This window comes from Polynucleobacter sp. 73C-SIWE (assembly GCF_018882465.1).
In the GTDB taxonomy this organism is placed as follows: Bacteria; Pseudomonadota; Gammaproteobacteria; order Burkholderiales; family Burkholderiaceae; genus Polynucleobacter.
In genome coordinates this window covers 361436-384259 of record NZ_JACVOK010000002.1, presented here as the reverse complement: position 1 = coordinate 384259, position 22824 = coordinate 361436, and the positions used below count along the sequence as shown (strand labels likewise).

Here is a 22824-nt window from a genome sequence, read left to right as displayed (position 1 = left end):
CACTAGCTGAACCACCCATATTCACCCCTCCTTTCGTGTTTTAATTGAATCAATGACTAGATTGTACGAATGAACCGTAGTTTTTACATCATTATGGCGGCGCAATTTTTTTCGTCGCTGGCTGATAACGCTCTGCTGATCGCAGCAATCGCCCTTTTGGCCCAGCTCCATGCTCCGGCCTGGATGACTCCTTTACTCAAATTATTCTTCGTACTGTCCTATGTAGTGCTGGCTGCCTTCGTGGGAGCCTTTGCCGACTCCCGTCCCAAGGGAAATGTGATGTTCATCACCAATACGATTAAGTTTGTTGGTTGTGTGATTATGCTTTTTGGTAGTCACCCATTATTGGCTTATGCAATCGTGGGCTTAGGTGCCGCAGCCTACTCGCCAGCCAAGTACGGCATTTTGACTGAACTTCTGCCGCCTGAAAAATTGGTCGCTGCCAACGGTTGGATCGAAGGTCTGACCGTGGGGTCAATTATTTTGGGTACAGTATTAGGTGGTGTTTTGATTAGCACCACAGTATCCCAGAGTCTCTTAGCTTGGGATATGCCAAGTTTAGAAACTGGAATTGATACTCCTGCCGAATCCGCCATCATGATCATCATGATGATTTATATCATTGCCGCACTTATTAATCTCAAGATTCCCGATACTGGAGCGCGTTATGTTGCGCAAAAGGCAAACCCCATTGAACTGATCAAAGATTTTTCTGTTTGCTTTAAGACTTTATGGAACGATCGCTTAGGTCAAATCTCATTAGCCGTCACTACATTATTTTGGGGCGCTGGCGCTACTCTGCAATTTATTGTGATTAAATGGGCGCAGGTAGCACTGCATATGAATCTCTCGCAAGGCGCCATCCTTCAAGCCATATCGGCTGTGGGTGTAGCGGGTGGTGCTGTCTGGGCAGCCAGTCGGGTACCGCTACGAAACTCTTTAAATGTACTGCCTTATGGCATTGCCATGGGATTGATTGTTTGTGTAATGGCGGTCTACAACTCTGACATGCTACCGAATACAACAATTATGATCATTGGCAAAATGCAAGTGAGCCTGAATTTGCTGCCTGCCTATATCTTGCTGATTATTGTCGGATGGCTCGCAGGTTATTTTGTTGTGCCAATGAATGCACTACTTCAGCATCGGGGTCACGTTCTGATGTCTGCTGGCCATTCGATTGCAGTTCAAAACTTCAATGAAAACATTTCAGTATTAATGATGCTCGCAATGTATTCATTGCTAATCTGGTTTGATGTTCCAATACCTTATGTCATTACTGGTTTTGGATTGGCTGTCAGCGGTCTCATGTGGCTTGTGATCAAGCGCCATGCCAGAAATCAAGCTGAATATGACTCAATGCACCTGATCGGTGAACACAAGCATTAAATATTTTGTAGCACTGACTTTGCCAGCAAGAGATCCTGCCAGAGCAAGGCTTTGTCTTTCGGCTTAGCAACTAGCTGAGCGAGGTCAAAAGAGGCGATGACTGGAATTTCTTCATCAGCCCCATTATTTAAAGCTAGGATTGTTTCGCGCAATTGCGGTAAAGCATCTTTCTCGCCAGTAATTTTTTGAGCAATACTGCCTCCAAAAGCAAATGCAACAACTGGTAAGCCACTATCTGGCGATTTGAGTTGACTCAAATTATCATTAGCATTTCGCCAAGACCACTCTTGTGGACCAAGCCCTAAGGCCCGAATCACACTCTGAAATAGGGCCTGCGCCTCACCCTGGGGTTGCGCGCCAAAAAACCACCAATGCCCTTGAGAGACTTGCCCAGGCGCTGGAGACGAGGCTTCAGGGCTAGCCTGAACCCCTTCTTCTCTAGAAGACCATTCAGTAATGCCCATTTCTTTTAAGAAGGCGGAATGTGTATTGCTCATGACTCTAGCTTAATCGATTTAGCCATCACTAGCGCATCCTCTCTTAATCCTAGTTGCAGGTCAGCTGGATAGTAGTTTTTACGTATGCCAATTTGCTCGTATCCAAGCTTTTGATACAAGGTTACTGCGGCAATATTTGAGGGTCTAGCCTCTAAAATAATTCTGGGAATATTTTGTTGTGCGGCAACGCCCTCAATTGCAGCCATCATTCTGGAGCCTAAGCCAAGTTTACGCAGCTTCGGTGATACCGTAATGTTGAGCAAATGCAATTCGTCAACAGCAGGAAATAAAATGCAGTAGGCCCATAGGATTGCTGGATCTAAATACGATCCCTTAATTGCCTGATCAATCTGCGGACGAATGCAATAAGCCCAATGTCCCGCCGCTAAGGAATCTGAAAAATTTCCTCTGGTCCAAGGATGCAGATGTGAAACAGATTCAATTTCTAAAACAGCATCTAGATCTGCAATCTGCATTGGCAAAAATGAGAGTTCAGCAGAGCCTTCAGACATTATTTAAATGCCTCTAGCCGCTCTTGGGTGGTCAGAGCCACCTTGTCACGCACATAGAGTGGCTCAAGAGCGCGGACGTTGATTTGCCGACCTTCTTCCCAAGCATTCTGAGCGTAATCCAAGATGCCAATAGCCGTCACATGGATTGCTGCGTCAAGAGAATTCATAGGGAGTGGTAGTTTTGTATTGCTAAATAATCGATTGCCATAGGCATTGATAGCACTGCCCGCTAAAAAATCAATCTCTACGAGATCTAACTCTTCTGGTTTTGATAGATAAATATCACCTATACGTTTTGCTAAGCCGTCTATTTTTGTTGAAGACTCGTATTTAGCCCAGTAAATCTCATCCATCCGAGCATCGATTGCAATGACAAAGTATTTAGGGTTGGCTTTCTTAAACGAATTTTCTTTGACGAGTTGTGCTGCTATGGCATCCAAGCTAGATACCGGCAATACAGGCAAATCACAAGAAATAGCCAAGCCTTGTACTGCCGCTACTCCAAGCCTAACGCCCGTAAATGCACCGGGACCAATGCCTACTGCAATTGCATCCAGATCACTTAACTTTAGATTAGCTTGCTGCAAAAGACTATCCACCCATGGCAAAACCAGTTGGCTAGCGCCAGCCGATACCAACTCATGTCGGAGTAGTGGTGCTTGGTCACCTAAAGATAAAGCAACCGAACACCAAGCTGTTGAGGTGTCGATGGCCAATACGCGGGTCAATTCGAACTCTTTTGATTTGCTTGAAAAGCCAAATTATGAACCCAATTGAGCAATCACTTCAGGGGGAGCTTGAACCAGTTCAATTAAGACGCCTTCGCCGCTAATGGGGAACTCATCATTTCCCTTCGGGTGCACAAAAGTGATGTCATATCCAGCCGCCCCTTTACGTATACCACCAGGCGCAAAGCGGAGACCGTTGGCAGAAAGCCATTTAACCGCCTTAGGCAAGTCATCCACCCATAAACCGATGTGATTTAAGGGGGTTTGATGGACTGCAGGCTTCTTTTCAATATCAAAGGGTTGCATCAAGTCCACTTCAATCTCATGAGCTCCTTTGCCAATGGCACAAATATCTTCATCGACGTTTTCACGCTCAGAGACGAAGGTGCTTTTATATTCAAAGCCCAACAGATCCACCCACAACTTCTTGAGGCGGTCTTTGTTTTCACCGCCAATGGCAATTTGTTGAATGCCTAAAATCTTGAATGGTTTAGCCGACATCATTGCCCCTTATTCAAAACGAATGATGAGTTGATCAACTGCCAAGCTATCACCCTCTTTGGCGCATATCTCCGCTACAACACCATCCTGCATGGCAGAGATGGTATTTTCCATTTTCATGGCTTCGATGGATGCGAGTTTTTGTCCGGCCGTTACTGCCTCACCTGCTTTAACAGCAATCTTTGTTAAAAGGCCAGGCATTGGTGACATCACCAACTTAGAGGTGTCAGGCGGAATCTTCACAGGCATACGGCGTTGCAGCTCTGCACCTAATGGGCTAAGCACCATACATTCATAATGAGCGCCATCAAGAATGAGCACATAACGGACACCACGTCGCTCTACTTGTGCGGTGATTTTATGAATGCCATTAATGGTTGCATTAAGGCAAATTTGTCCTGGACGCCAATCGCTAACGATGTCATAACGACTTACGCCATCCACCTCATCGATATAAACAGAATAAATTCCGTCTTTTAACTCAACCCGAATGGGCACTTCCACTGGATCATTCATCGATCCAGATTTTTTACCGGTAACCACTACAAACTTCTTCGCAATGATCATTTCATGACCGGCTAACTGGCCATCAATCATTTTAATATGTTCTAAATAGCGATAGCGCATGAAAGCTGCCAATGCAGCTAGGCGCTTGGGATCAGCAGGCTGTACAGAATCCTTTTTAAAGCCTTCTGGATACTCTTCTGCAATAAACCCAGTTGTGAAATCCCCACTAACGAACCGCGGATGCTGCAACAAGGCAGCCTGGAATGGAATATTAGAATGAATACCGCGAATCACAAAATCATTCAAAGCAGAGCGCATTTTCTCAATTGCTTCTGCACGATCCTTGCCATGAACAATCAATTTAGCAATCATCGAGTCGTAGTACATTGGGATCTCACCACCCTCATACACGCCAGTATCTACACGTACACCATTGATTGATTCAGGCGGTCTATATTTCACTAAACGACCAGTTGAAGGTAAGAAATTACGAAATGGGTCATCCGCGTTGATACGGCATTCCATGGACCAACCATCTAATTTCACATCTGCTTGTTTGAATGCGAGCTTTTCACCAGCAGCCACACGAATCATCTGCTCCACCAGGTCAAGACCGGTAATCGATTCTGTAACGGGATGCTCAACTTGTAGGCGGGTGTTCATCTCCAGGAAGTAGAAAGATTTATCTTTACCAACCACAAACTCAACAGTTCCTGCAGATTGATAGTTCACCGCTTTAGCCAAAGCAACTGCTTGCTCACCCATTGCTTTGCGGGTAGCAGGATCAATAAACGGAGATGGTGCCTCTTCGATCACCTTCTGGTGACGACGCTGAATCGAGCAATCACGCTCATTGAGATACACGACATTACCGTGAGCATCACCCAATACCTGAATTTCAATATGGCGTGGACCTTCAACAAACTTCTCTATAAAGATGCGATCATCACCAAAGCTATTCATCGCCTCAGTTTTACAAGCAGCAAAACCTTCAGCTGCCTCTTTGTCATTAAATGCAACGCGTAGACCTTTGCCACCACCACCAGCAGATGCTTTGATCATGACTGGGTAGCCTATGCCTTGAGCAATCTTCACCGCCTCATCAGTTGTGGCAATCGCCTCGTTATGACCCGGGATCGTATTAACCTTTGCTTCCAACGCGAGTTTCTTTGAGGCAATCTTGTCACCCATGGCAGCAATGGATTGGTATTTAGGTCCAATAAAGACAATACCCTCTTCTTCGCAACGTTTAGCAAACTGCTCGTTTTCAGATAAAAAGCCATATCCCGGATGAACTGCTTCGGCACCGGTATCTTTACACGCTTGGATAATGCGATCCATCTCGAGGTAGGACTCACGCGAAGGTGCAGGCCCTATGCACACTGCCTCATCAGCCAATTGCACATGACGCGCTTCTTTGTCGGCCTCTGAATAGACGGCAACAGTTTTGATACCCATCTTCTTGGCAGTACTCATTACACGGCAAGCAATCTCGCCGCGGTTAGCAATCAATATTTTCTTAAACATTTTCGTAGTCATTATCTGTCGGCGCCTTTACAGAGGAATATTGCCGTGTTTACGGGCAGGATTCTTCAAGTCCTTATCTTTCAACATCGCCAAGGAGCGTGCAATGCGCTTACGGGTTTCGTGAGGCAGGATGACGTCATCAATATAGCCACGACGTCCAGCCACGAATGGATTTGCAAACTTTGATTTGTATTCAGCTTCGCGAGCTGTAATCTTTCCTGGATCAGATTTCTCTTCGCGGAAGATAATTTCAACGGCACCTTTGGGGCCCATCACGGCAATCTCAGCAGAAGGCCATGCAAAATTCACGTCTCCCCGCAAATGCTTAGAGGCCATCACGTCATAGGCACCACCGTAAGCCTTACGAGTAATTAAGGTCACCTTGGGTACTGTGCAATCAGCATAGGCATAGAGTAGTTTTGCGCCGTGCTTAATGATGCCGCCGTACTCTTGCGCAGTGCCTGGCATAAATCCAGGAACATCGACCAAAGTAACAACCGGAATATTGAAGGCGTCGCAGAAACGCACAAATCGGGCAGCTTTAATGGATGCTTTGATATCTAAACAGCCAGCCAAGACCAATGGTTGATTCGCTACGATACCAATAGAACGCCCTTCCATACGGGCAAAACCAATCACAATATTTTTAGCATAGTCAGGCTGCAGTTCAAAGAACTCGCCATCATCAACAATCTTCTCAATCAACTCTTTCATATCGTAGGGTTGATTTGGGTTTGATGGAACCAGTGTATCTAATGAAAAATCAAACTCTTCATTACGATTTGCGCCTTTAATGAGCGGTGGTTTTTCACGATTCGAGAGCGGTAAATAGTTAAAGAAACGACGCAACATCATGATCGCATCAACATCATTATCAAATGCTAAGTCACACACCCCAGAAACAGTTGAATGCGTTACTGCACCGCCTAACTCTTCAGCAGTAACATCCTCATGCGTTACCGTCTTCACAACTTCAGGGCCCGTCACGAACATGTATGAGCTGTCTTTCACCATGAAGATGAAATCAGTCAGTGCTGGCGAATACACAGCGCCACCGGCGGATGGACCCATGATTAAAGAAATCTGTGGAATTACACCGGAAGCAGTAACGTTGCGCTGGAAAATCTCTGCATAGCCGCCCAAAGAAGCAACACCCTCTTGAATACGGGCACCGCCAGAGTCATTCAAGCCAATCACAGGTGCTCCAACCTTAAGAGCTTGATCCATGATTTTGCAAATCTTCTCTGCATGTGCCTCTGATAAGGATCCACCTAAAACAGTGAAGTCTTGTGAGAACACAAACACTAAGCGGCCGTTAATCATTCCATAACCGGTAACTACACCATCACCTGGCACAGTTTGATCAGCCATTCCGAAATCATGACAACGATGTTCTACGAACATATCCCACTCTTCGAAAGTACCAGCATCAAGCAAAAGCTCAATACGCTCACGGGCTGTTAATTTTCCCTTGGCATGCTGAGCCTGAATACGCTTTTGCCCACCACCCAATCGGGCAAGCTCGCGCTTCGCTTCCAGTTGTTGAATGATTTCCTTCATTTACTACTCCTTAGAAAAATTCATGGCCCATGGACTCTAATAAGCGTCTTGCCGCCACTGAAGCCGCCATAGTTCCTTGGTTTACTTGAGCACTTAAGGTCGGCAATAACTCCTGGACTGCCGCATTGTTACGAAATGCAGTCTTTAGCCCAGCATCGATTCGATCCCACATCCACGCTCCCGCCTGTTGTTTGCGACGAGATTCAAATTTGCCATTTGCTCTTTGTAGTTTTTCAAAATGGGTTACTTTGTCCCATAGTTCAGGCACGCCTTTACCTTCAAGAGCGCTCAATGTGATCACCGTCGGATGCCAAAACTCTTGATCATGTGAAGCGTGATCTGGATTCCCCTGAAAACCCAATAGACGTAAGGAGCTCGTGATAAATAATTGCGCCCGCATTGCCGCATCTGGATCAATATCCACCTTATTGATGGCAATCAAATCCGCAATTTCCATTACACCTTTTTTGATAGCCTGTAGATCATCACCCGCATTGGGTAACTGCAATAGCAAGAACATGTCTGTCATGCCCGCAACTGCAATTTCACTTTGTCCTACGCCAACTGTTTCAACGATGATGACGTCAAAACCAGCCGCCTCAGCTACCAACATAGCCTCACGGGTTTTTTCTGCAACGCCCCCCAAGGTTCCGGAAGATGGGCTTGGTCTGATGAAGGCACCCTCTAAAACAGAGAGGCGCTCCATCCGGGTTTTATCACCCAAAATGGATCCGCCCGACAAACTGGAGGATGGATCAATTGCCATTACCGCAACGCGATGTCCTTTTTCGATAAGGTATAAACCTAGCGTTTCAATCAGCGTAGATTTACCTACGCCTGGAACACCAGAAATACCCAAACGAAATGATTTGCCTGTCTTAGGAAGAAGGCTATTGAGCACTTCATCAGCACGCTTACGGTGATCTAAGCGGGTCGATTCAAGCAAAGTAATGATCTTAGCCAATGCACGACGCTGCTGGGGCGATGGTGCACCAGTAAGGTCATTAACTAAAGCCTGATCAACAGCTTCGAGCATGCTCTCTAGTCCTAATTAGGCGGGTTTGACTGATTTACGAATTTGCTCAAGCACATCCTTAGCCGAAGCTGGGATTGGTGTGCCTGGACCATAGATGCCCTTCACGCCTGCCTCATAGAGAAACTCGTAATCTTGTCTTGGAATCACGCCACCCACAAATACGATGATGTCATCTGAGCCTTGTTTTTTTAGCTCTGCAATGATGGCGGGTACTAAGGTTTTATGGCCAGCTGCCAGAGTGGAAACGCCCAATGCATGAACATCGTTCTCAATGGCTTGGCGTGCGCACTCTTCAGGAGTCTGAAACAAAGGTCCGATATCAACATCAAAACCGAGGTCTGCATAGGCGGTCGCAACTACCTTAGCGCCACGATCATGTCCGTCTTGACCAAGTTTAGCAATCATCACGCGCGGGCGACGACCAAAATCTTTTGCGAAGTCGGCAATTTCTACTTTGAGTTTTTCCCAGCCCTCGGCTGAGTCATAGGCAGCTGCATACACACCGGTCACCTTTTGAGTATCGGCGCGATGGCGCCCGTAAACTTTCTCCAATGCATCAGATACTTCACCAACCGTAGCGCGTAAACGTATGGCATTTACAGCCAACTCCAACAAGTTCCCCGTGTTGTCCTCGGCAGCCTTGGTTAATGCCTCTAATGCGGCCTGTACTTTTTTACTATCACGCTTTGCTCTAATTTCTTTTAAGAGCGCCACTTGACCATCACGCACACGATCGTTATCGATCATCAAAACATCTACAAGATCTTCTTTTTCAAGCTTGTATTTATTGACGCCAACAATGACGTCGGCGCCAGAATCAATTTTGGCTTGCTTCTCAGCAGCAGAGGCTTCAATCTTCAATTTAGCCCAACCACTTTCAACAGCCTTGGTCATGCCACCCATAGCATCAACCTCTTGAATGATTTCCCAGGCCTTATCCGCCATCTCTTGCGTGAGGTTCTCCATCATGTAAGAACCGGCCCAAGGATCAATCACGCTAGTAATATGGGTTTCTTCTTGGAGAATTAATTGGGTATTGCGAGCAATCCGACTTGAAAACTCTGAAGGCAAGGCAATGGCCTCATCAAATGAGTTTGTATGGAGTGATTGAGTGCCGCCAAATACGGCTGCCATTGCCTCAACAGTTGTTCTCACTACGTTGTTATAAGGGTCTTGCTCTGTTAATGACCAACCTGAGGTTTGGCAATGCGTACGCAACATTAAAGACTTTGGATTCTTTGGCTCAAAGGACTTCATGATGCGCCACCATAACAATCTTGCAGCGCGTAATTTAGCAACCTCTAAATAGAAATTCATACCAATTGCAAAAAAGAATGACAAGCGGCCAGCAAAGCCATCGACATCTAATCCTTTTGCAAGAGCTGTTTTGACATACTCTTTACCGTCGGCCAATGTGAATGCCAATTCTAAAACTTGATTAGCACCAGCTTCTTGCATGTGATAACCCGATATGGAAATCGAGTTAAATTTGGGCATGTGCTTGGCGGTGTATTCAATAATGTCGCCAATGATGCGCATTGATGGCTCTGGCGGATAAATGTAGGTATTGCGCACCATGAACTCTTTCAGAATATCGTTCTGAATCGTTCCAGACAGCTGCTCCTGCTTTACCCCTTGCTCCTCACCAGCTACGATGTAGCCTGCCAGCACTGGCAATACAGCGCCATTCATCGTCATCGAAACAGATACCTTGTCCAACGGAATACCGTCAAACAAAATCTTCATGTCTTCAACAGAATCAATGGCAACGCCTGCCTTGCCTACGTCACCAGTCACACGTGGGTGATCTGAGTCATAGCCGCGATGAGTAGCCAAATCAAATGCCACTGATACACCTTGACCACCAGCAGCTAAGGCCTTGCGATAGAACGCATTAGATTCTTGTGCGGTTGAAAATCCAGCATACTGACGAATTGTCCAAGGACGTACTGAATACATAGTGGCTTGAGGGCCACGCAAAAACGGCTCAAATCCAGGAAAGGTATTTGTATAGTTCAAGCCTTCGGTATCTGCAGACGTATACAGCGCTTTTAATTGAATACCGTCAGGCGTATTCCAACCCAGTTTCTCAACATCACCATTCGGTGCAGATTTCTGGGCTGACTTTTTCCAGGCATCCAAATTCGATTCTGGAACTGCCGGCCATGAATTTTTTGATGAACCGTTGATTTCTGAACTCACGAAACACTCCTGGTAAATTTGTTGCATTGCACCTAATTCCTCTAATTCTGCTTGACTATTTAGAATTTGTCCAGCTATCATGTATTCATAATTATGAATACAAAACTAATTAATCGACCCCTATATGAAGACGTAGCCGACAGACTAAGGGAGCAGATATTTAGCAAGCAATTAGCGCCAGGAAGCTGGTTGGATGAGCAGTCTCTTGCTGAGCAATTTGGGATTAGCAGAACACCAATGCGTGAAGCCATCAAGGTATTGGCTTCTGAGGGGCTTATCACCATCAAGATGCGCAGAGGCGCCTACGTTACAGAAGTCAATCGCGGTGATTTAGAGCAAATCTTCACGGTCTTATCACTTTTAGAGTGTCAGGCAGCTAAAGAATCTGCCCTTAAGGCCACTGAGGATGAATTAAACCTCCTAGACCACCTGCACCACCGCCTAGAAAAAGCTGCTGCAGACCGAGATATTGAGCAATTCTTCGAGATTAATGGCAAATTTCATGAGCTTATTCAAGAAATTGCTGGAAATCGTTGGATGAATGGCGTGATTGCAGATTTACGGAAAGTGCTCAAGCTCCATCGCAAAGATTCATTAACTAGTACCGGCAGACTTCAGGCCTCACTCGTTGAGCATCGCGATATCCTCAGAGCAATTCTCAAAAGGGATGAATTAGCGGCAGAAGCGGCCATGAGAAAACACTTTGCCCGTGGATTAGAAGCCCTCAGATAAAAGTAAACCCTATAAAGAACAAAAGCTTAGAAGAATATTCTAAGCCTTTGCTTTGTCTGCTACTGCTAGAGCTTATTTCTTAACAACGAAGTTTCCAGGTAAAGAAGCAATGTAAGCCGCAATGTCCTGCATGTCAGCATCAGAGAAGGCTTGAACCTGTGATCCCATGATGGCGTTATTACGGCCATATTGTGGATTGCCATTACCTACTTTGTACGCTTTTAGTGCGTAGTAAAGATAGTCCGAGTATTGACCTGCAAGTTTTGGATAAACCGGCAAGATTGGTGTATTGAGTCCAGCGCCATGACAAGAGGCGCAATTGGCTTTCTCGACAAGTGCCTTACCTTTATCTACGCTAGCAGCATTTGAAATGCCAATGCTTGAAAGCAAAAATACTGTAATTAGTGCGAATTTCATAAACGTGCCTCTATCACTTCAATGGGTTGTTAGGTGAGCTGGCTGTTTGCGCAGCATAGTATTCGCCAAGATCAGCCATATCTTGCTCAGATAAGCTGCCTGCAATGGCGCGCATTGTTGGATGCTTTCTTTCGCCCTTTTTGTATGCGGCTAAAGAGCTAGCGATATAGGCTGCATTTTGGCCGCCCAACATTGGAACCTTATAAACCAAAGGATAGTCAGCACGATACTCAGGAATGGAGTGGCAGCCAACACAAAGCCATGACTTGCTACTGCCAGCAGCAGCGTTACCTTTTACTTCTTGTGCTTGGGCAGCAAAACCCGTCAGCGCAAAAGTAAAGGCAAGAAGCAATTGAGGAAGAATTGTTAGTTTTTTCATAGAAATCTGTATTAATGAGTTCGATTTAAATCAATCTGCAAGAGTATAGCGGACTGAGCCGTCCAGAGCCATTGTTTAGGCCATTTGGCTAAGCAAAATCCGTAAAAATACAGAAAAATACTGGGCTAAAGCGCTTCCCAGTAAGATTCATCATCTAGTTAATATGGATGCAAAAACATGAGCAATACTTACCTTGATCGCCTTAAATCCCTCGGGATTGAGTTACCCCCAGCTGGACCCCCTGCCGCTGCTTATGTCATGGCTGCCACTTCAGGCAATACCGTTTTCCTATCTGGCCATATTGCTAAGAAAGATGGCAAACCTTGGGTTGGAAAGTTAGGTAAAGATATGGATACCGAAGCCGGCAAAGCTGCGGCCAGATCAATTGCGATTGATTTGATGTCTACATTGCAGAGTCACTTAGGCTCATTAGATAAAGTCAAACGCATTGTCAAGGTGATGGGTCTTGTAAATTCAACCGATCAATACACTGAACAACACTTAGTAATTAATGGCTGTTCCGAATTACTTTTTGAAGTTTTTGGGGATGCAGGCAAGCACGCACGAAGTGCATTTGGAGTGACTCAAATTCCCTTGGGTGCTTGCGTTGAAATTGAATTAATTGCTGAGATCTAAATTCAAGTACGTTGCAAATCAAACTTGCTGATGTCGGCATCGGTGTCAACATCAGCAATATAAGCCTGATTATCCGTAGCAAAAATCTGCACCAGCTCTGGATTCTGATCCATAAAGGGCCTGCATACCATTTCTGGAATCGCCAAAATATCTCTGATTACTTTGCGTGAAAACACCACTGGGTTCCCGCGCTGTTGCCCTACCATGGGCAATATTACTTCTTTGTGTTGATCACGTTGTTCAAATTGCCTGAGTAATGCATCAATCTCATTGCTACCCACCAATGGTTGATCACATAGTGCTACCAGTAGAACCTCGTAATCACTTTTTAAATTCTCAAGACCGAGACGCACAGAAGATGACTGTCCCAATTTAGGATGCGGATTGAGTACCGATTGAATTGGTAAATCATGATCCTGCCGGCGCTGTTTTAACTCTGCCTCAATCGCCTCTTCATGAAAACCAGTGACAACAAGAAATTCCATTGGGGAGGATGCCTCAAGTGAATGACAGAAGTGACTTAAGAGGCTTTTGCCCTCTTTTTGCAGAAGTGCCTTAGGAATTGAACCCAGGCGACTGCCCTCACCTGCGGCAAGCAATAGCACTGCCAGGCGAAGATGAGGGGAGCTGGGTTGCTTACCTAAAGACGTCATTAGCGTGATAATAAATAGGAAATTAGAAAAATAAACGATAAAGACAAAAACACAGCATGAATAGTACTGATTTAAGCGTCCTCCAATCTGCCGTTAGCTGGCTTAAAGCTGGCCACTCAGTAGCGATTGCAACAGTGGTGCAGACTTGGGGTTCTGCTCCAAGACCCATTGGCTCATGGCTTGCCATTCGGGATGATGGCCAGGTATCGGGCTCTGTATCGGGCGGCTGCGTTGAAGATGATTTAATTCGTCGCGTACAAACAGAAATTTTGACAAGGAACACCCCTGAAATGGTGGTGTATGGAGTGAGCCAGCAAGAAGCTGCTCGCTTTGGTCTTCCCTGTGGTGGAACCTTAAGACTATTGGTTGAGCCAAAACCAGAACTTGCAATGCTAGAAAGACTGCTTGAGCAAATCTCCTCTCATCAAATCACCCGCCGCACAGTAAATCTAAGTACAGGCAAATCGACTTTAAGTGACGGTTCACGTCATGATGAATTTGTTTGCAACGATCAAGAAATGCAAACCACTTACGGGCCACGTTGGCGCATGATCATTATTGGTGCTGGCCAACTGTCGCTCTACACAGCAGACTTTGCCCTTGCATCTGATTTTGAGGTGATTGTGATTGACCCTCGTGAAGAATATGCCGAAGGCTTAAATCGTGACGATATTATTTTCTTTAAAGGTATGCCAGATGATGTATTGCTTGAGATTGGGGTTGATCCACATACAGCGGTCGTAGCACTCACTCATGATCCAAAGTTAGATGACATGGCGCTCATGGAGGCCCTCAAATCTTCTGCCTTTTATGTCGGCGCATTAGGAAGTCGCAAGAACACTCAAAAACGCAAAGAGCGACTTTTAGAATTCGATCTCAACCAAGAACAGATTGATAAGCTGCATGGGCCTGTGGGACTTTATATCGGGGCACTTACCCCGCCAGAGATCGCGGTATCGATTCTGGCCGAGGTGATAGCCGTTAAATACGGCATTAGCGTTCCCAAGAAAAACTAATTTTTTCTGGTTTACTTAATTCGCCTTCAACTTGCCATCTTTCAGGCGTGGCTCAACAAAGTGTCCTTTGCGTGCACGATTACCAGCAAATGATTTGAGCGTCTTCGCATCTAAATTGAGTTCTGTTGGTTTACCGGCACGGCCAGCACCAGCATAAGTAGCGCCATTCGGACCAACCGCGATAGCTGAAGCCAAGAATTCTTTATCGTCTAGACCCATCAAGATCACGCCTTTACCACCAGTAGGTAAACGCTTTAGTTCATCTAATGGAAATACCAATAATTTAGAGGCTTGTGACAAGCAGGCAACATGCTTCATGCCAACCTTAACTTTGACTGCATCCAAAGGCGCGTCGCCAGCAACCTTGGCATCAATACTCACAAAAGATTTTCCTGCTTTATTGCGGGTACTCATGTCGGCCACATTCGCTAAGAAGCCATAACCTGCTTTAGTAGAGAGCAACACTAAATCATCTGGCTGACCAGCATAGTAAGTAACCATTTGCGAACCAGGGGCCAAATTAACAAAACTAGTTAATGGCGAACCATCACCACGAGCTCCTGGCAACTCACTGACGGGCACCGTATACACACGCCCATCACTACCAAAGCCTTGCATAACATCAACCGTACGCACCTCAAAGGTGTCATACATAGCATCACCTGCCTTAAAGCTAAATTGAGTTGGGTCATGCTCATGACCCTGACGCACCCGTACCCAACCTTTTTGAGAAACGATCACCGTCACTGGTTCATCGATTACTTTGGTTTCTGCAATAGCGCGCTTATCTTCCTGAATCAAGGTGCGACGATCGTCGCCAAAGTCCTTCATATCAGATTCGATTTCTTTCACAATGCGCTTACGCAGTGTTGTATCACTCTGGAGCAAGCCCTCTAAATCATCTCGCTCAGCTTTGAGTTCTTTAAGCTCTTGCTCAATCTTGATACCTTCAAGACGCGCCAATTGACGCAAACGGATATCCAGAATATCTTCAGCTTGGCGATCGGAGAGTTTGAATTCTTTAATCAGATCAGTCTTTGGCTCATCGCTATTGCGAATGATCTTGATGACCTTATCAATATTGAGAAGAACGATTAAGCGCCCTTCCAATATGTGCATGCGGTCTTTCACTTTACCCAAGCGATACTGGGTGCGGCGGGTAACCGTAGTAACCCTAAACTCAACCCACTCCGACAGAATCTCTTTGAGACCTTTTTGGCGTGGACGACCATCATTGCCAATCATCACCAAGTTCATTGGTGCATTGGATTCTAGGGAGGTATGGGCTAGCAAAAGATTAACGAATTCATTGACATCAATATTTTTACTCTTAGGCTCAAACACCAAACGAACTGCAGCATCTTTACTGGACTCATCGCGAACGCCATCTAAGACATTCAGAATGGTGGACTTGAGATTGTTTTGCTCTGGCGTGAGAGTCTTTTTACCTACCTTCACTTTTGGATTGGTGATTTCTTCAATCTCTTGCAATACACGCTGAGAAGAAGTTGCAGGAGGCAATTCATTGACTACGATCTGCCATTGACCACGAGCCAACTCTTCAACAGACCAGCGAGCGCGCACTTTAATGCTGCCACGGCCGGTTTCATAGATCTGTGCAATCTCTGCTGAAGAGGAAATAATCTGTCCGCCACCCGGATAATCAGGGCCAGGCATGATGCTGAGCAAATCAGCGGTTGAGAGCTTTGGAGACTTCATTAAAGCAATTGCAGCGCTCGCAACTTCACGTAAATTGTGGGAAGGAATCTCGGTTGCCATACCAACGGCAATACCAGATGCACCATTTAAAAGAACAAATGGCAGACGTGCTGGCAATAACTTAGGCTCCTGAAATGAGCCATCATAGTTAGGCGCAAAATCAACCGTTCCTTCATCGATTTCACTTAATAGCAAACCAGCAATCTTGGTGAGGCGTGCTTCGGTGTAGCGCATTGCGGCAGCACCATCACCATCCCGTGAGCCGAAGTTACCTTGGCCATCAATTAAGGGGTAGCGCAATGAGAAGCTTTGCGCCAAACGCACTAATGCGTCATAAGCAGATTGATCTCCGTGCGGATGAAACTTGCCCAATACATCACCGACTACCCGGGCACTCTTTACTGGCTTAGCATCAGCACGCAGGCCCATTTCATTCATAGAGAACAAAATACGGCGTTGAACTGGCTTCTGACCATCAGCCACTTCTGGAAGTGCACGGCCTTTGACAACGCTAATGGCGTAATCAAGATAAGCGCGCTCTGCGTAAACAGCTAAGGTCAAACTATCTTTGTTGTCTTCGTTCAGATCCATTGTTTTAGGATCATGAGGATCGCTCGGGCCCTTGGGACCCTGAGGAGATGTACTGACTCTAGGTGCTTCGTTTATCTCAACGATATCCATCTCTATTGGACTGGAAAACAAATCCGCTTGCTCTGCAGCAGGTTTTTTGCCTGGAGTTTTCTTGGTTGCCATTAAATATCTGCCTCAACTTCATTGCCGCGCTCTTCAAGCCAATCACGTCTGGCACCAGATTCAGATTTACCCATCAACATATCCATGGTTTTAAAAGTCTCATCTTCAGTCCAGGATCCTAGTGTTACTGGCAGTAAACGTCGTGTATCAGGATTAAGAGTGGTATCCCATAATTGCTCAGCGCTCATCTCACCAAGACCTTTAAAGCGGGAGATTTGCCAAGCAGATTCTTTCACGCCATCCTTGCGCAATTTATCTTCAATCGCTTGCAACTCGCTGGCATCCAGTGCATAAATTTTTTGCGCTGGTTTTTTACCGCGCGCTGGAGCATCCACCCTAAACAGAGGTGGTCTCGAAATATGCACATGCCCTAAATCAATGAGTTTTGGAAAATGTTTGTAGAACAAGGTTAATAGGAGCACCTGAATATGGGCGCCATCAACGTCCGCATCAGACAATATGCACACTTTGCCGTAACGCAAGTTCGATAAATCAGGATCATCATTTAATCCGTGAGGATCTACCCCAATGGCTACTGCGATATCGTGTACTTCATTGTTGGCAAATAAGCGGTCTCGCTCTGCCTCCCAGGTATTGAGCACCTTGCCGCGCAATGGAAGGATGGCCTGGTATTCCTTATTGCGGCCCATTTTGGCTGAACCACCCGCTGAGTCACCCTCCACTAGGAAGATTTCATTAATGGCAATGTCTTGGCTCTCGCAGTCAGTGAGCTTGCCCGGGAGCACTGCAACACCAGAGGATTTTTTCTTCTCAACTTTTTGACCAGCTCTTGTTCTTGCTTGGGCTTGCTTAATAACGAGATCAGCAAGTTTGCGACCGTAATCAACGTGTTGATTTAACCAAAGCTCTAGAGCAGACTTTGCATAGCCCGATACCAATCTCACAGCATCCCGGGAATTTAGGCGCTCTTTAATTTGCCCCTGAAACTGTGGATCCAAAACCTTGGCAGACAAAATAAAAGATGCGCGCGCAAATACATCCTCAGGCATGAGCTTGACACCCTTAGGTTGCAGAGCATGCATTTCAATAAAACCTTTTACGGCATTAAAGAGGCCTTCACGCAAACCACTTTCATGAGTACCGCCGGCAGGTGTTGGAATGAGGTTTACATAACTCTCGCGCACCGGTGCACCATCTTCAGTCCAGCAAACAACCCATGCAGCGCCCTCACCTTCAGCAAAGGAATCATCCTCCCCCGTACCAGTAGCGTATTGCTCGCCCTCGAATGGTGGAATGACTTCTGGACCATGTCCAGCCTGGGCAATCGCTTCATTAAGGTAGCCGCGCAAGCCTTGAGCGTATTGCCAAGTTTGACTCTCGCCAGATTTTTCTTGAATCAGCGTGACCTTAACGCCGGGTAGTAGAACAGCCTTTGAGCGCAAGAGGCGAATCAGATCAGCCATTGGAATAGTTGAACTATCAAAATACTTTCCATCAGGCCAGGCACGAACGCGTGTGCCATGAGACTTATCTTCCTTAGAGGATGGTTTTGTTTTGAGCTTCTCAATCACCTTGCCATCAGCAAAGGTTAAGGTAGAAATCTGTCCATCCCGCCAAACGGTGACTTCCAATCTCTTCGATAGTGCATTGGTTACAGAAACACCAACACCATGCAAACCACCAGAGAATGCATAAGCACCACCAGAACCTTTTTCAAATTTGCCACCAGCGTGTAATTGGGTAAAGACAATTTCCACTACTGGTAACTTTTCTGTTGGATGCATACCAACCGGAATACCTCGGCCGTCGTCTTCCACACTTACACTACCATCGGCATGCATGGTCACATTAATTTGCTTGCCAAATCCGCCTAAAGCTTCATCAGAAGCGTTATCCAATACCTCCTGAATGATATGCAGGGGGTTATCGGTTCGGGTGTACATTCCCGGCCGTTGACGGACTGGTTCTAGGCCTTTTAGGACCTGAATCGACGATTCACTGTATTCGGAAGTTTTACGGGTAGCCATGCGCGCAAATTGTAGTCATGTCTGAGCTTAAAGCCGAACTTTTCAAGAATTCCCCTGTCATCCATGCCAAAATCAGGGGATGGGAGCCTTAAGTCATATTCGAGTTTTAGACCTTAGCCGTGTGCTGGCTGGTCCTTGGTGTGCTCAGAATCTGGCCGACCTTGGTGCCGATGTCATTAAAGTCGAGCGCCCGGGTGCGGGAGACGACACCCGTCATTGGGGCCCTCCCTTTGCAAAAGATGTCACTGGCAAAGAAACTGAAGAATCTGCCTATTTTATTTGCATCAATCGAAATAAGCGCTCTATTACGGTGGATATTGCTAAGCCTGAAGGTCAAGAAATTATTCGCCAGCTTGCAGCAGAATCAGATGTTGTGATTGAAAACTATAAGGTTGGAGATCTAGCTAAATATGGGCTCGACTATGAGAGCCTCAAAAGAGTGAAGCCAGATGTCATTTATTGCTCGATCACAGGGTTTGGTCAAACTGGTCCCTATGCTCATCGCCCTGGCTATGATTTCATCATCCAAGGCATGGGTGGCTTTATGAGTGTTACCGGCGAAGCGCATGATTTTGAAGGCGCCAGTCCACAAAAATCAGGCGTAGCCATTGCTGATATCTTTACAGGAATGTATGCCTCTTCCGCTATTTTGGCGGCAGTTATCCATCGTGATCGCACAGGCGAAGGTCAATACATTGATATGTCCTTACTGGATACGCAAATAGCCGTGATGGCCAATGTGTCAAGCGCCTACCTAACTTCTGGTGAAGTGCCTAAGCGCTGGGGTAATGCCTCTGCCATCATCGTTCCTTATCAAACCTTTCCAACATCAGATGGTTGGATGATTGTCGCTGCTGGTAATGATGGTCAATTTAGACATTTTGTGACGGTAGGTGGAGAGGCCCATTTGGCCGACAACCCTCTTTACATAAACAATCCATTGCGGGTACAGCATCGCAAACAATTAGTTCCCTTGCTGGAGCAAATGACGCGCAAGAAAACCAAAGGGGAATGGATTGCCTTATTGGAGCAAGCAAATGTTCCATGCGGACCCATTAATGATTTCAAAGAAGTATTTGAAAATGAGCAGGTGATTTCTAGAAATATTCAACTGAATGTGCCACACCCTAGTGTTGGCAATATGAAATTAGTTGCTAGTCCAATGAAGCTTTCTAAAACACCCACCGAAGTTCGTATGGCGCCTCCAACTCTAGGTCAGCATACCGATGAGATTTTGCATGAGCGCCTCAAGCTTGATGACGCTGCGATTAATGAACTGCATCAAAAAGGAATCGTCTAAGCCATGAGCCCCTCTACGATCAAACCATCACTCACCATGAAACAAGTACTCATTTTTGGGGGCTTCATGGTGACAATGTCGATGGGTATTCGTCATGGCTTTGGTTTATTCAATCTCCCCATCACCTCCGCGAATGAATGGGGTCGTGAGACCTTTGCTTTAACAATTGCCCTACAAAATCTCATTTGGGGTGCCTTTCAGCCAATCACCGGTGCACTGGCAGATCGTTATGGCGCATTCAAGATTATGGTGGCCGGCGGCATTCTATACGCCCTGGGTTTGGCTGGTATGGCCATCTCTACGGACGTCTTTAACTTTACTGTTGCTGGTGGACTGTTGATTGGTTTAGCACAAACAGCGACCACCTACAGCGTGGTCTATGGCATCTTAGGTCGCAATGTACCCGCTGATAAGCGTGTTTGGGCAATGGGCATTGCTGCGGCCGCAGGTTCCTTTGGCCAATTTCTCATGATTCCTGCTGAGCAAGGTTTATTAAGCGCCTTTGGAGCGCAAGATGCGCTCTTATTGCTAGCTCTCATGGCAAGTCTCATGATTCCAACTGCCTACATGTTGCGTGAGAAAAACTTTGCCCATAGCAATAATCTGGGTGATCAAACGATCAAGCAGGCCTTAAAAGAAGCTATGGGTAACACTAGCTTTCGTTTGCTGACTTTAGGCTATTTTGTTTGCGGATTTCAGGTCGTCTTTATTGCTGTACATCTAGCACCTTATTTAAAGGATCTTTCTGCAAGCTATCCAGCAGTAGGAGCGCCTGCCGTAGCAACCACTGCTCTTGCACTGATTGGCCTATTCAATATCTTTGGCACCTATGGCGCAGGGATGTTGGGTCAACGCCTTCCCAAGCGCTACTTACTCTCGGGCATTTACTTGAGCAGATCTATTGCGATCATCGGATTCTTGCTCATCCCATTAAGCCCAATGACCACCTACATCTTTGCAGCCATCATGGGGTTCTTGTGGTTATCCACTATCCCACTGACAAACGGTATCGTTGCGCAGATCTTTGGCGTGAAATACCTCACCATGCTATCCGGCCTAGTATTCTTTTCACATCAGCTTGGTAGTTTCTGCGGCGCCTTTCTCGGCGGATATTTATTTGATCGCACGGGATCTTATTTAATCGTTTGGGAAATTGCTATCGTACTGGGTGTATTTGCGTTCTTAGTGAACTTGCCAGTGAAAGAGCGTGCCATTACTCGTGCAGCAAACGCATGAGTAAGCGATTTTCATTAAGGCAATTGCTGCTTTATAGTTTTGCCTTATTGGTCTTGCTGTTGATTTTTTCTGCATACTTTGCGCCCGATATGATGGTTGCCATTACAAATCAAGTTTGGGCTTTATGTGGTTGGTGATGGCTTTGAAATTGGGAATCATTTTCCCTAACACAGTTTTATATTGACGCATACTCGCCGTAGCACAATGGATAGTGCACATGCCTCCTAAGCGTGGGATACAGGTTCGATTCCTGTCGGCGGGACCACCAAATCAATCAAACTTATCCACAGGGCATGTGGATAAATCTCCAAAAGTTTTCGTAAGTCGAAGATTTTTATAGAGCGACCTAGCTTGCCTAAATTATTTGCAGTGAGTTCATGACACATTTAAAGTACGTACAAAACTTTAGTCATCGCTGTTCGATATTTTTTATGCCAGAAATCATTGACAAAAACCCTAAGACCGGCATGTTCCCTTAAACTCCAGCCTATGAACAAGCTATCAACCAGCACGCTCGCCGCATTGGAGGAAATGCTCCAAAATACAGCCCGCGCTGCCCCAGCCGACTTTATGCCGATTCAGCTTTCTCAAGGCAGTCAAGGCGATCAAGTAATCGGCTACTTAAATCCAGAATTTATCCCGTATGTTCGAGAGTCCCTTCAAGCAAATGCGATTCCACTCATTAGCATCGGAAATGATCGTTTAAATATTCACCGGGGTCGACCTAAAGAGATATCTGCGAGCCTTTACCAATTAGCCGACAAGATGCGCGTGGCTGGTTATATCCAAGGTTGGCGTAACGAAGATTTTGCCTGGCTTGATCACAATGGACACCAGCACTTTCGCTTGGAGCGTTCGGCTTTTCGCACGTTTGGCTTTCGAAGCATGGCAACCCATATCAATGGCTACACAAAGTCTGCTTCACTATGGTTGGGTAGGCGAAGTGAAACCAAGGCTACTGATCCAGGTAAGTTAGACAATATTGCTGCTGGTGGCATTTCTGCTGATGAGACGCCTTGGGTTTGCGCAATACGGGAGCTCTGGGAAGAAGCGGGTGTGCCAGCGCAAATTGCTGATCAATTAGAGCCAGTGGGTCGAATTCATATGCGTCGACCAATCCCTGCTCGCGGCTTTCATGATGAACAGCTCTATATTTATGACTTAGAACTTCCTGATCACTTTGTACCCACGAATCATGACGGGGAAGTCAGTGTCTTTATTGAAGTATCCCCAGCCGAGGCAGCTGCCCGCATTCTGGCCGATGAGTTTACGAGCGATGCCGCTTTTGTCACCGCCGACTACATCTTGCGATGCAATAAATAAGGTTTTTTAGGCCCTTAAGTGGCTTTTGATTGGGGTTATGAACCCAAAGCGGATTTCGTGGTTAAATTCCTCTTAAGGATGAAACAGGGGTGCCCTTCAAGGTGGTTTTAGCTTGAAGGCGCTGAGAAAGACCCTAGAACCCGATCCAGGTAATGCTGGCGTGGGAAGTTACATCAGACCGACACCCGGTTTCGTCCATCTAAAACTGTAAGG

The 22824-nt window shown here is 46.1% G+C and carries 20 protein-coding genes, 1 tRNA gene and 1 riboswitch; of the genes, 8 read left to right on the top strand and 13 right to left on the bottom strand.

Annotation, left to right across the window (positions count from 1 at the left end; translation table 11 throughout):
• Positions 1-69 precede the first annotated feature (69 nt).
• Positions 70-1389: a lysophospholipid transporter LplT gene (gene lplT, locus ICN17_RS08205; protein WP_216237002.1), complete on the top strand. Its 1320-nt coding sequence runs from the start codon at positions 70-72 to the stop codon at positions 1387-1389.
• Here the strand turns inward: lplT and ICN17_RS08200 are convergent.
• From ICN17_RS08200 to scpA, 8 genes are read right to left on the bottom strand one after another with little or no spacing between them, the layout of a single operon-like run.
• Positions 1386-1886, bottom strand: coding sequence for a DNA polymerase III subunit psi (locus ICN17_RS08200; RefSeq protein ID WP_216237001.1), 501 nt, complete (start codon positions 1884-1886; stop codon positions 1386-1388). The genes lplT and ICN17_RS08200 overlap by 4 nt on opposite strands.
• Positions 1883-2398, bottom strand: a complete 516-nt coding sequence (gene rimI / locus ICN17_RS08195) for a ribosomal protein S18-alanine N-acetyltransferase (RefSeq protein WP_216237000.1) — start codon at positions 2396-2398, stop codon at positions 1883-1885. Before rimI ends, ICN17_RS08200 begins: the two co-directional genes overlap by 4 nt.
• Positions 2398-3126, bottom strand: coding sequence for a tRNA (adenosine(37)-N6)-threonylcarbamoyltransferase complex dimerization subunit type 1 TsaB (gene tsaB / locus ICN17_RS08190; RefSeq protein WP_255538372.1), 729 nt, complete (start codon positions 3124-3126; stop codon positions 2398-2400). Before tsaB ends, rimI begins: the two co-directional genes overlap by 1 nt.
• 33 nt (positions 3127-3159) lie before the next feature.
• Complete coding sequence (locus ICN17_RS08185) at positions 3160-3627, bottom strand: VOC family protein (RefSeq protein ID WP_216237615.1); 468 nt, start codon at positions 3625-3627, stop codon at positions 3160-3162.
• Positions 3628-3636: 9 nt separating this feature from the next.
• Positions 3637-5673 carry an acetyl-CoA carboxylase biotin carboxylase subunit gene (gene accC, locus ICN17_RS08180; RefSeq protein WP_255538367.1) on the bottom strand — a complete coding sequence of 679 codons (2037 nt, stop codon included), beginning with the start codon at positions 5671-5673 and terminating at the stop codon, positions 3637-3639.
• 15 nt (positions 5674-5688) lie between these two features.
• The gene (locus tag ICN17_RS08175; protein ID WP_087909941.1) at positions 5689-7221 is read right to left on the bottom strand and encodes an acyl-CoA carboxylase subunit beta; all 1533 of its coding nucleotides are present in this window, start codon (positions 7219-7221) and stop codon (positions 5689-5691) included.
• Positions 7222-7231: 10 nt separating this feature from the next.
• The gene (meaB, locus tag ICN17_RS08170) at positions 7232-8257 is read right to left on the bottom strand and encodes a methylmalonyl Co-A mutase-associated GTPase MeaB (protein ID WP_216236999.1); all 1026 of its coding nucleotides are present in this window, start codon (positions 8255-8257) and stop codon (positions 7232-7234) included.
• 15 nt (positions 8258-8272) lie between these two features.
• Complete coding sequence (gene scpA, locus ICN17_RS08165) at positions 8273-10459, bottom strand: methylmalonyl-CoA mutase (protein ID WP_370625968.1); 2187 nt, start codon at positions 10457-10459, stop codon at positions 8273-8275.
• Between the two features lie 93 nt (positions 10460-10552).
• Between scpA and ICN17_RS08160 the strand changes: the two genes are divergently transcribed.
• A complete protein-coding gene (locus tag ICN17_RS08160) occupies positions 10553-11191 on the top strand; it encodes a GntR family transcriptional regulator (protein ID WP_216236998.1) in 639 nt (212 codons plus the stop codon).
• A gap of 72 nt (positions 11192-11263) precedes the next feature.
• Here ICN17_RS08160 and ICN17_RS08155 read toward each other — a convergent pair whose 3' ends face one another.
• Together ICN17_RS08155 and ICN17_RS08150 are read right to left on the bottom strand one after the other, a co-directional pair.
• Complete coding sequence (locus ICN17_RS08155; protein ID WP_216236997.1) at positions 11264-11608, bottom strand: cytochrome c; 345 nt, start codon at positions 11606-11608, stop codon at positions 11264-11266.
• A gap of 13 nt (positions 11609-11621) precedes the next feature.
• Positions 11622-11987 (bottom strand): cytochrome c, encoded by a 366-nt coding sequence (locus tag ICN17_RS08150; protein ID WP_087909937.1) that lies wholly within the window; start codon positions 11985-11987, stop codon positions 11622-11624.
• Positions 11988-12164: 177 nt separating this feature from the next.
• Between ICN17_RS08150 and ICN17_RS08145 the strand changes: the two genes are divergently transcribed.
• Positions 12165-12623, top strand: a complete 459-nt coding sequence (locus ICN17_RS08145) for a RidA family protein (protein WP_216236996.1) — start codon at positions 12165-12167, stop codon at positions 12621-12623.
• A 2-nt stretch (positions 12624-12625) separates the two neighbouring features.
• Here ICN17_RS08145 and ICN17_RS08140 read toward each other — a convergent pair whose 3' ends face one another.
• Complete coding sequence (locus tag ICN17_RS08140; protein ID WP_216236995.1) at positions 12626-13276, bottom strand: NTP transferase domain-containing protein; 651 nt, start codon at positions 13274-13276, stop codon at positions 12626-12628.
• Positions 13277-13332: 56 nt separating this feature from the next.
• Here ICN17_RS08140 and ICN17_RS08135 point away from each other — a divergent pair, with 56 nt between their 5' ends.
• Entirely contained in the window at positions 13333-14292 is a 960-nt protein-coding gene (locus ICN17_RS08135) for an XdhC family protein (RefSeq protein WP_216236994.1), read from the top strand.
• Between the two features lie 15 nt (positions 14293-14307).
• Here ICN17_RS08135 and parC read toward each other — a convergent pair whose 3' ends face one another.
• Entirely contained in the window at positions 14308-16602 is a 2295-nt protein-coding gene (gene parC, locus ICN17_RS08130) for a DNA topoisomerase IV subunit A (protein ID WP_216237606.1), read from the bottom strand.
• Between the two features lie 161 nt (positions 16603-16763).
• Positions 16764-18752: a DNA topoisomerase IV subunit B gene (locus tag ICN17_RS08125; protein ID WP_216236993.1), complete on the bottom strand. Its 1989-nt coding sequence runs from the start codon at positions 18750-18752 to the stop codon at positions 16764-16766.
• Between the two features lie 79 nt (positions 18753-18831).
• Between ICN17_RS08125 and ICN17_RS08120 the strand changes: the two genes are divergently transcribed.
• The 4 genes from ICN17_RS08120 (at position 18832) to ICN17_RS08105 (ending at position 22611) form a co-directional block, all read left to right on the top strand.
• Entirely contained in the window at positions 18832-20052 is a 1221-nt protein-coding gene (locus ICN17_RS08120; protein WP_216236992.1) for a CaiB/BaiF CoA-transferase family protein, read from the top strand.
• A 3-nt stretch (positions 20053-20055) separates the two neighbouring features.
• Positions 20056-21288, top strand: a complete 1233-nt coding sequence (locus ICN17_RS08115; RefSeq protein ID WP_216236991.1) for an MFS transporter — start codon at positions 20056-20058, stop codon at positions 21286-21288.
• A gap of 190 nt (positions 21289-21478) precedes the next feature.
• Positions 21479-21553 (top strand) — tRNA-Arg (locus ICN17_RS08110).
• A gap of 224 nt (positions 21554-21777) precedes the next feature.
• On the top strand, positions 21778-22611 hold the full coding sequence (locus ICN17_RS08105; RefSeq protein WP_216236990.1) for an NUDIX domain-containing protein: 834 nt from the start codon (positions 21778-21780) through the stop codon (positions 22609-22611).
• Between the two features lie 75 nt (positions 22612-22686).
• Positions 22687-22795: riboswitch (TPP riboswitch) on the top strand.
• Positions 22796-22824: the final 29 nt, after the last annotated feature.

Coding starts and splice junctions, on each gene's coding strand:
- lplT (WP_216237002.1), top strand. CDS start 70: ATGAACCGTAGTTTTTACATCATTATGGCGGCGCAATTTTTTTCGTCG.
- ICN17_RS08200 (WP_216237001.1), bottom strand. CDS start 1,886: ATGAGCAATACACATTCCGCCTTCTTAAAAGAAATGGGCATTACTGAA.
- rimI (WP_216237000.1), bottom strand. CDS start 2,398: ATGTCTGAAGGCTCTGCTGAACTCTCATTTTTGCCAATGCAGATTGCA.
- ICN17_RS08185 (WP_216237615.1), bottom strand. CDS start 3,627: ATGTCGGCTAAACCATTCAAGATTTTAGGCATTCAACAAATTGCCATT.
- accC (WP_255538367.1), bottom strand. CDS start 5,673: ATGACTACGAAAATGTTTAAGAAAATATTGATTGCTAACCGCGGCGAG.
- ICN17_RS08175 (WP_087909941.1), bottom strand. CDS start 7,221: ATGAAGGAAATCATTCAACAACTGGAAGCGAAGCGCGAGCTTGCCCGA.
- meaB (WP_216236999.1), bottom strand. CDS start 8,257: ATGCTCGAAGCTGTTGATCAGGCTTTAGTTAATGACCTTACTGGTGCA.
- ICN17_RS08160 (WP_216236998.1), top strand. CDS start 10,553: ATGAATACAAAACTAATTAATCGACCCCTATATGAAGACGTAGCCGAC.
- ICN17_RS08155 (WP_216236997.1), bottom strand. CDS start 11,608: ATGAAATTCGCACTAATTACAGTATTTTTGCTTTCAAGCATTGGCATT.
- ICN17_RS08150 (WP_087909937.1), bottom strand. CDS start 11,987: ATGAAAAAACTAACAATTCTTCCTCAATTGCTTCTTGCCTTTACTTTT.
- ICN17_RS08145 (WP_216236996.1), top strand. CDS start 12,165: ATGAGCAATACTTACCTTGATCGCCTTAAATCCCTCGGGATTGAGTTA.
- ICN17_RS08140 (WP_216236995.1), bottom strand. CDS start 13,276: ATGACGTCTTTAGGTAAGCAACCCAGCTCCCCTCATCTTCGCCTGGCA.
- ICN17_RS08135 (WP_216236994.1), top strand. CDS start 13,333: ATGAATAGTACTGATTTAAGCGTCCTCCAATCTGCCGTTAGCTGGCTT.
- parC (WP_216237606.1), bottom strand. CDS start 16,602: ATGGATCTGAACGAAGACAACAAAGATAGTTTGACCTTAGCTGTTTAC.
- ICN17_RS08125 (WP_216236993.1), bottom strand. CDS start 18,752: ATGGCTACCCGTAAAACTTCCGAATACAGTGAATCGTCGATTCAGGTC.
- ICN17_RS08120 (WP_216236992.1), top strand. CDS start 18,832: ATGGGAGCCTTAAGTCATATTCGAGTTTTAGACCTTAGCCGTGTGCTG.
- ICN17_RS08115 (WP_216236991.1), top strand. CDS start 20,056: ATGAGCCCCTCTACGATCAAACCATCACTCACCATGAAACAAGTACTC.
- ICN17_RS08105 (WP_216236990.1), top strand. CDS start 21,778: ATGAACAAGCTATCAACCAGCACGCTCGCCGCATTGGAGGAAATGCTC.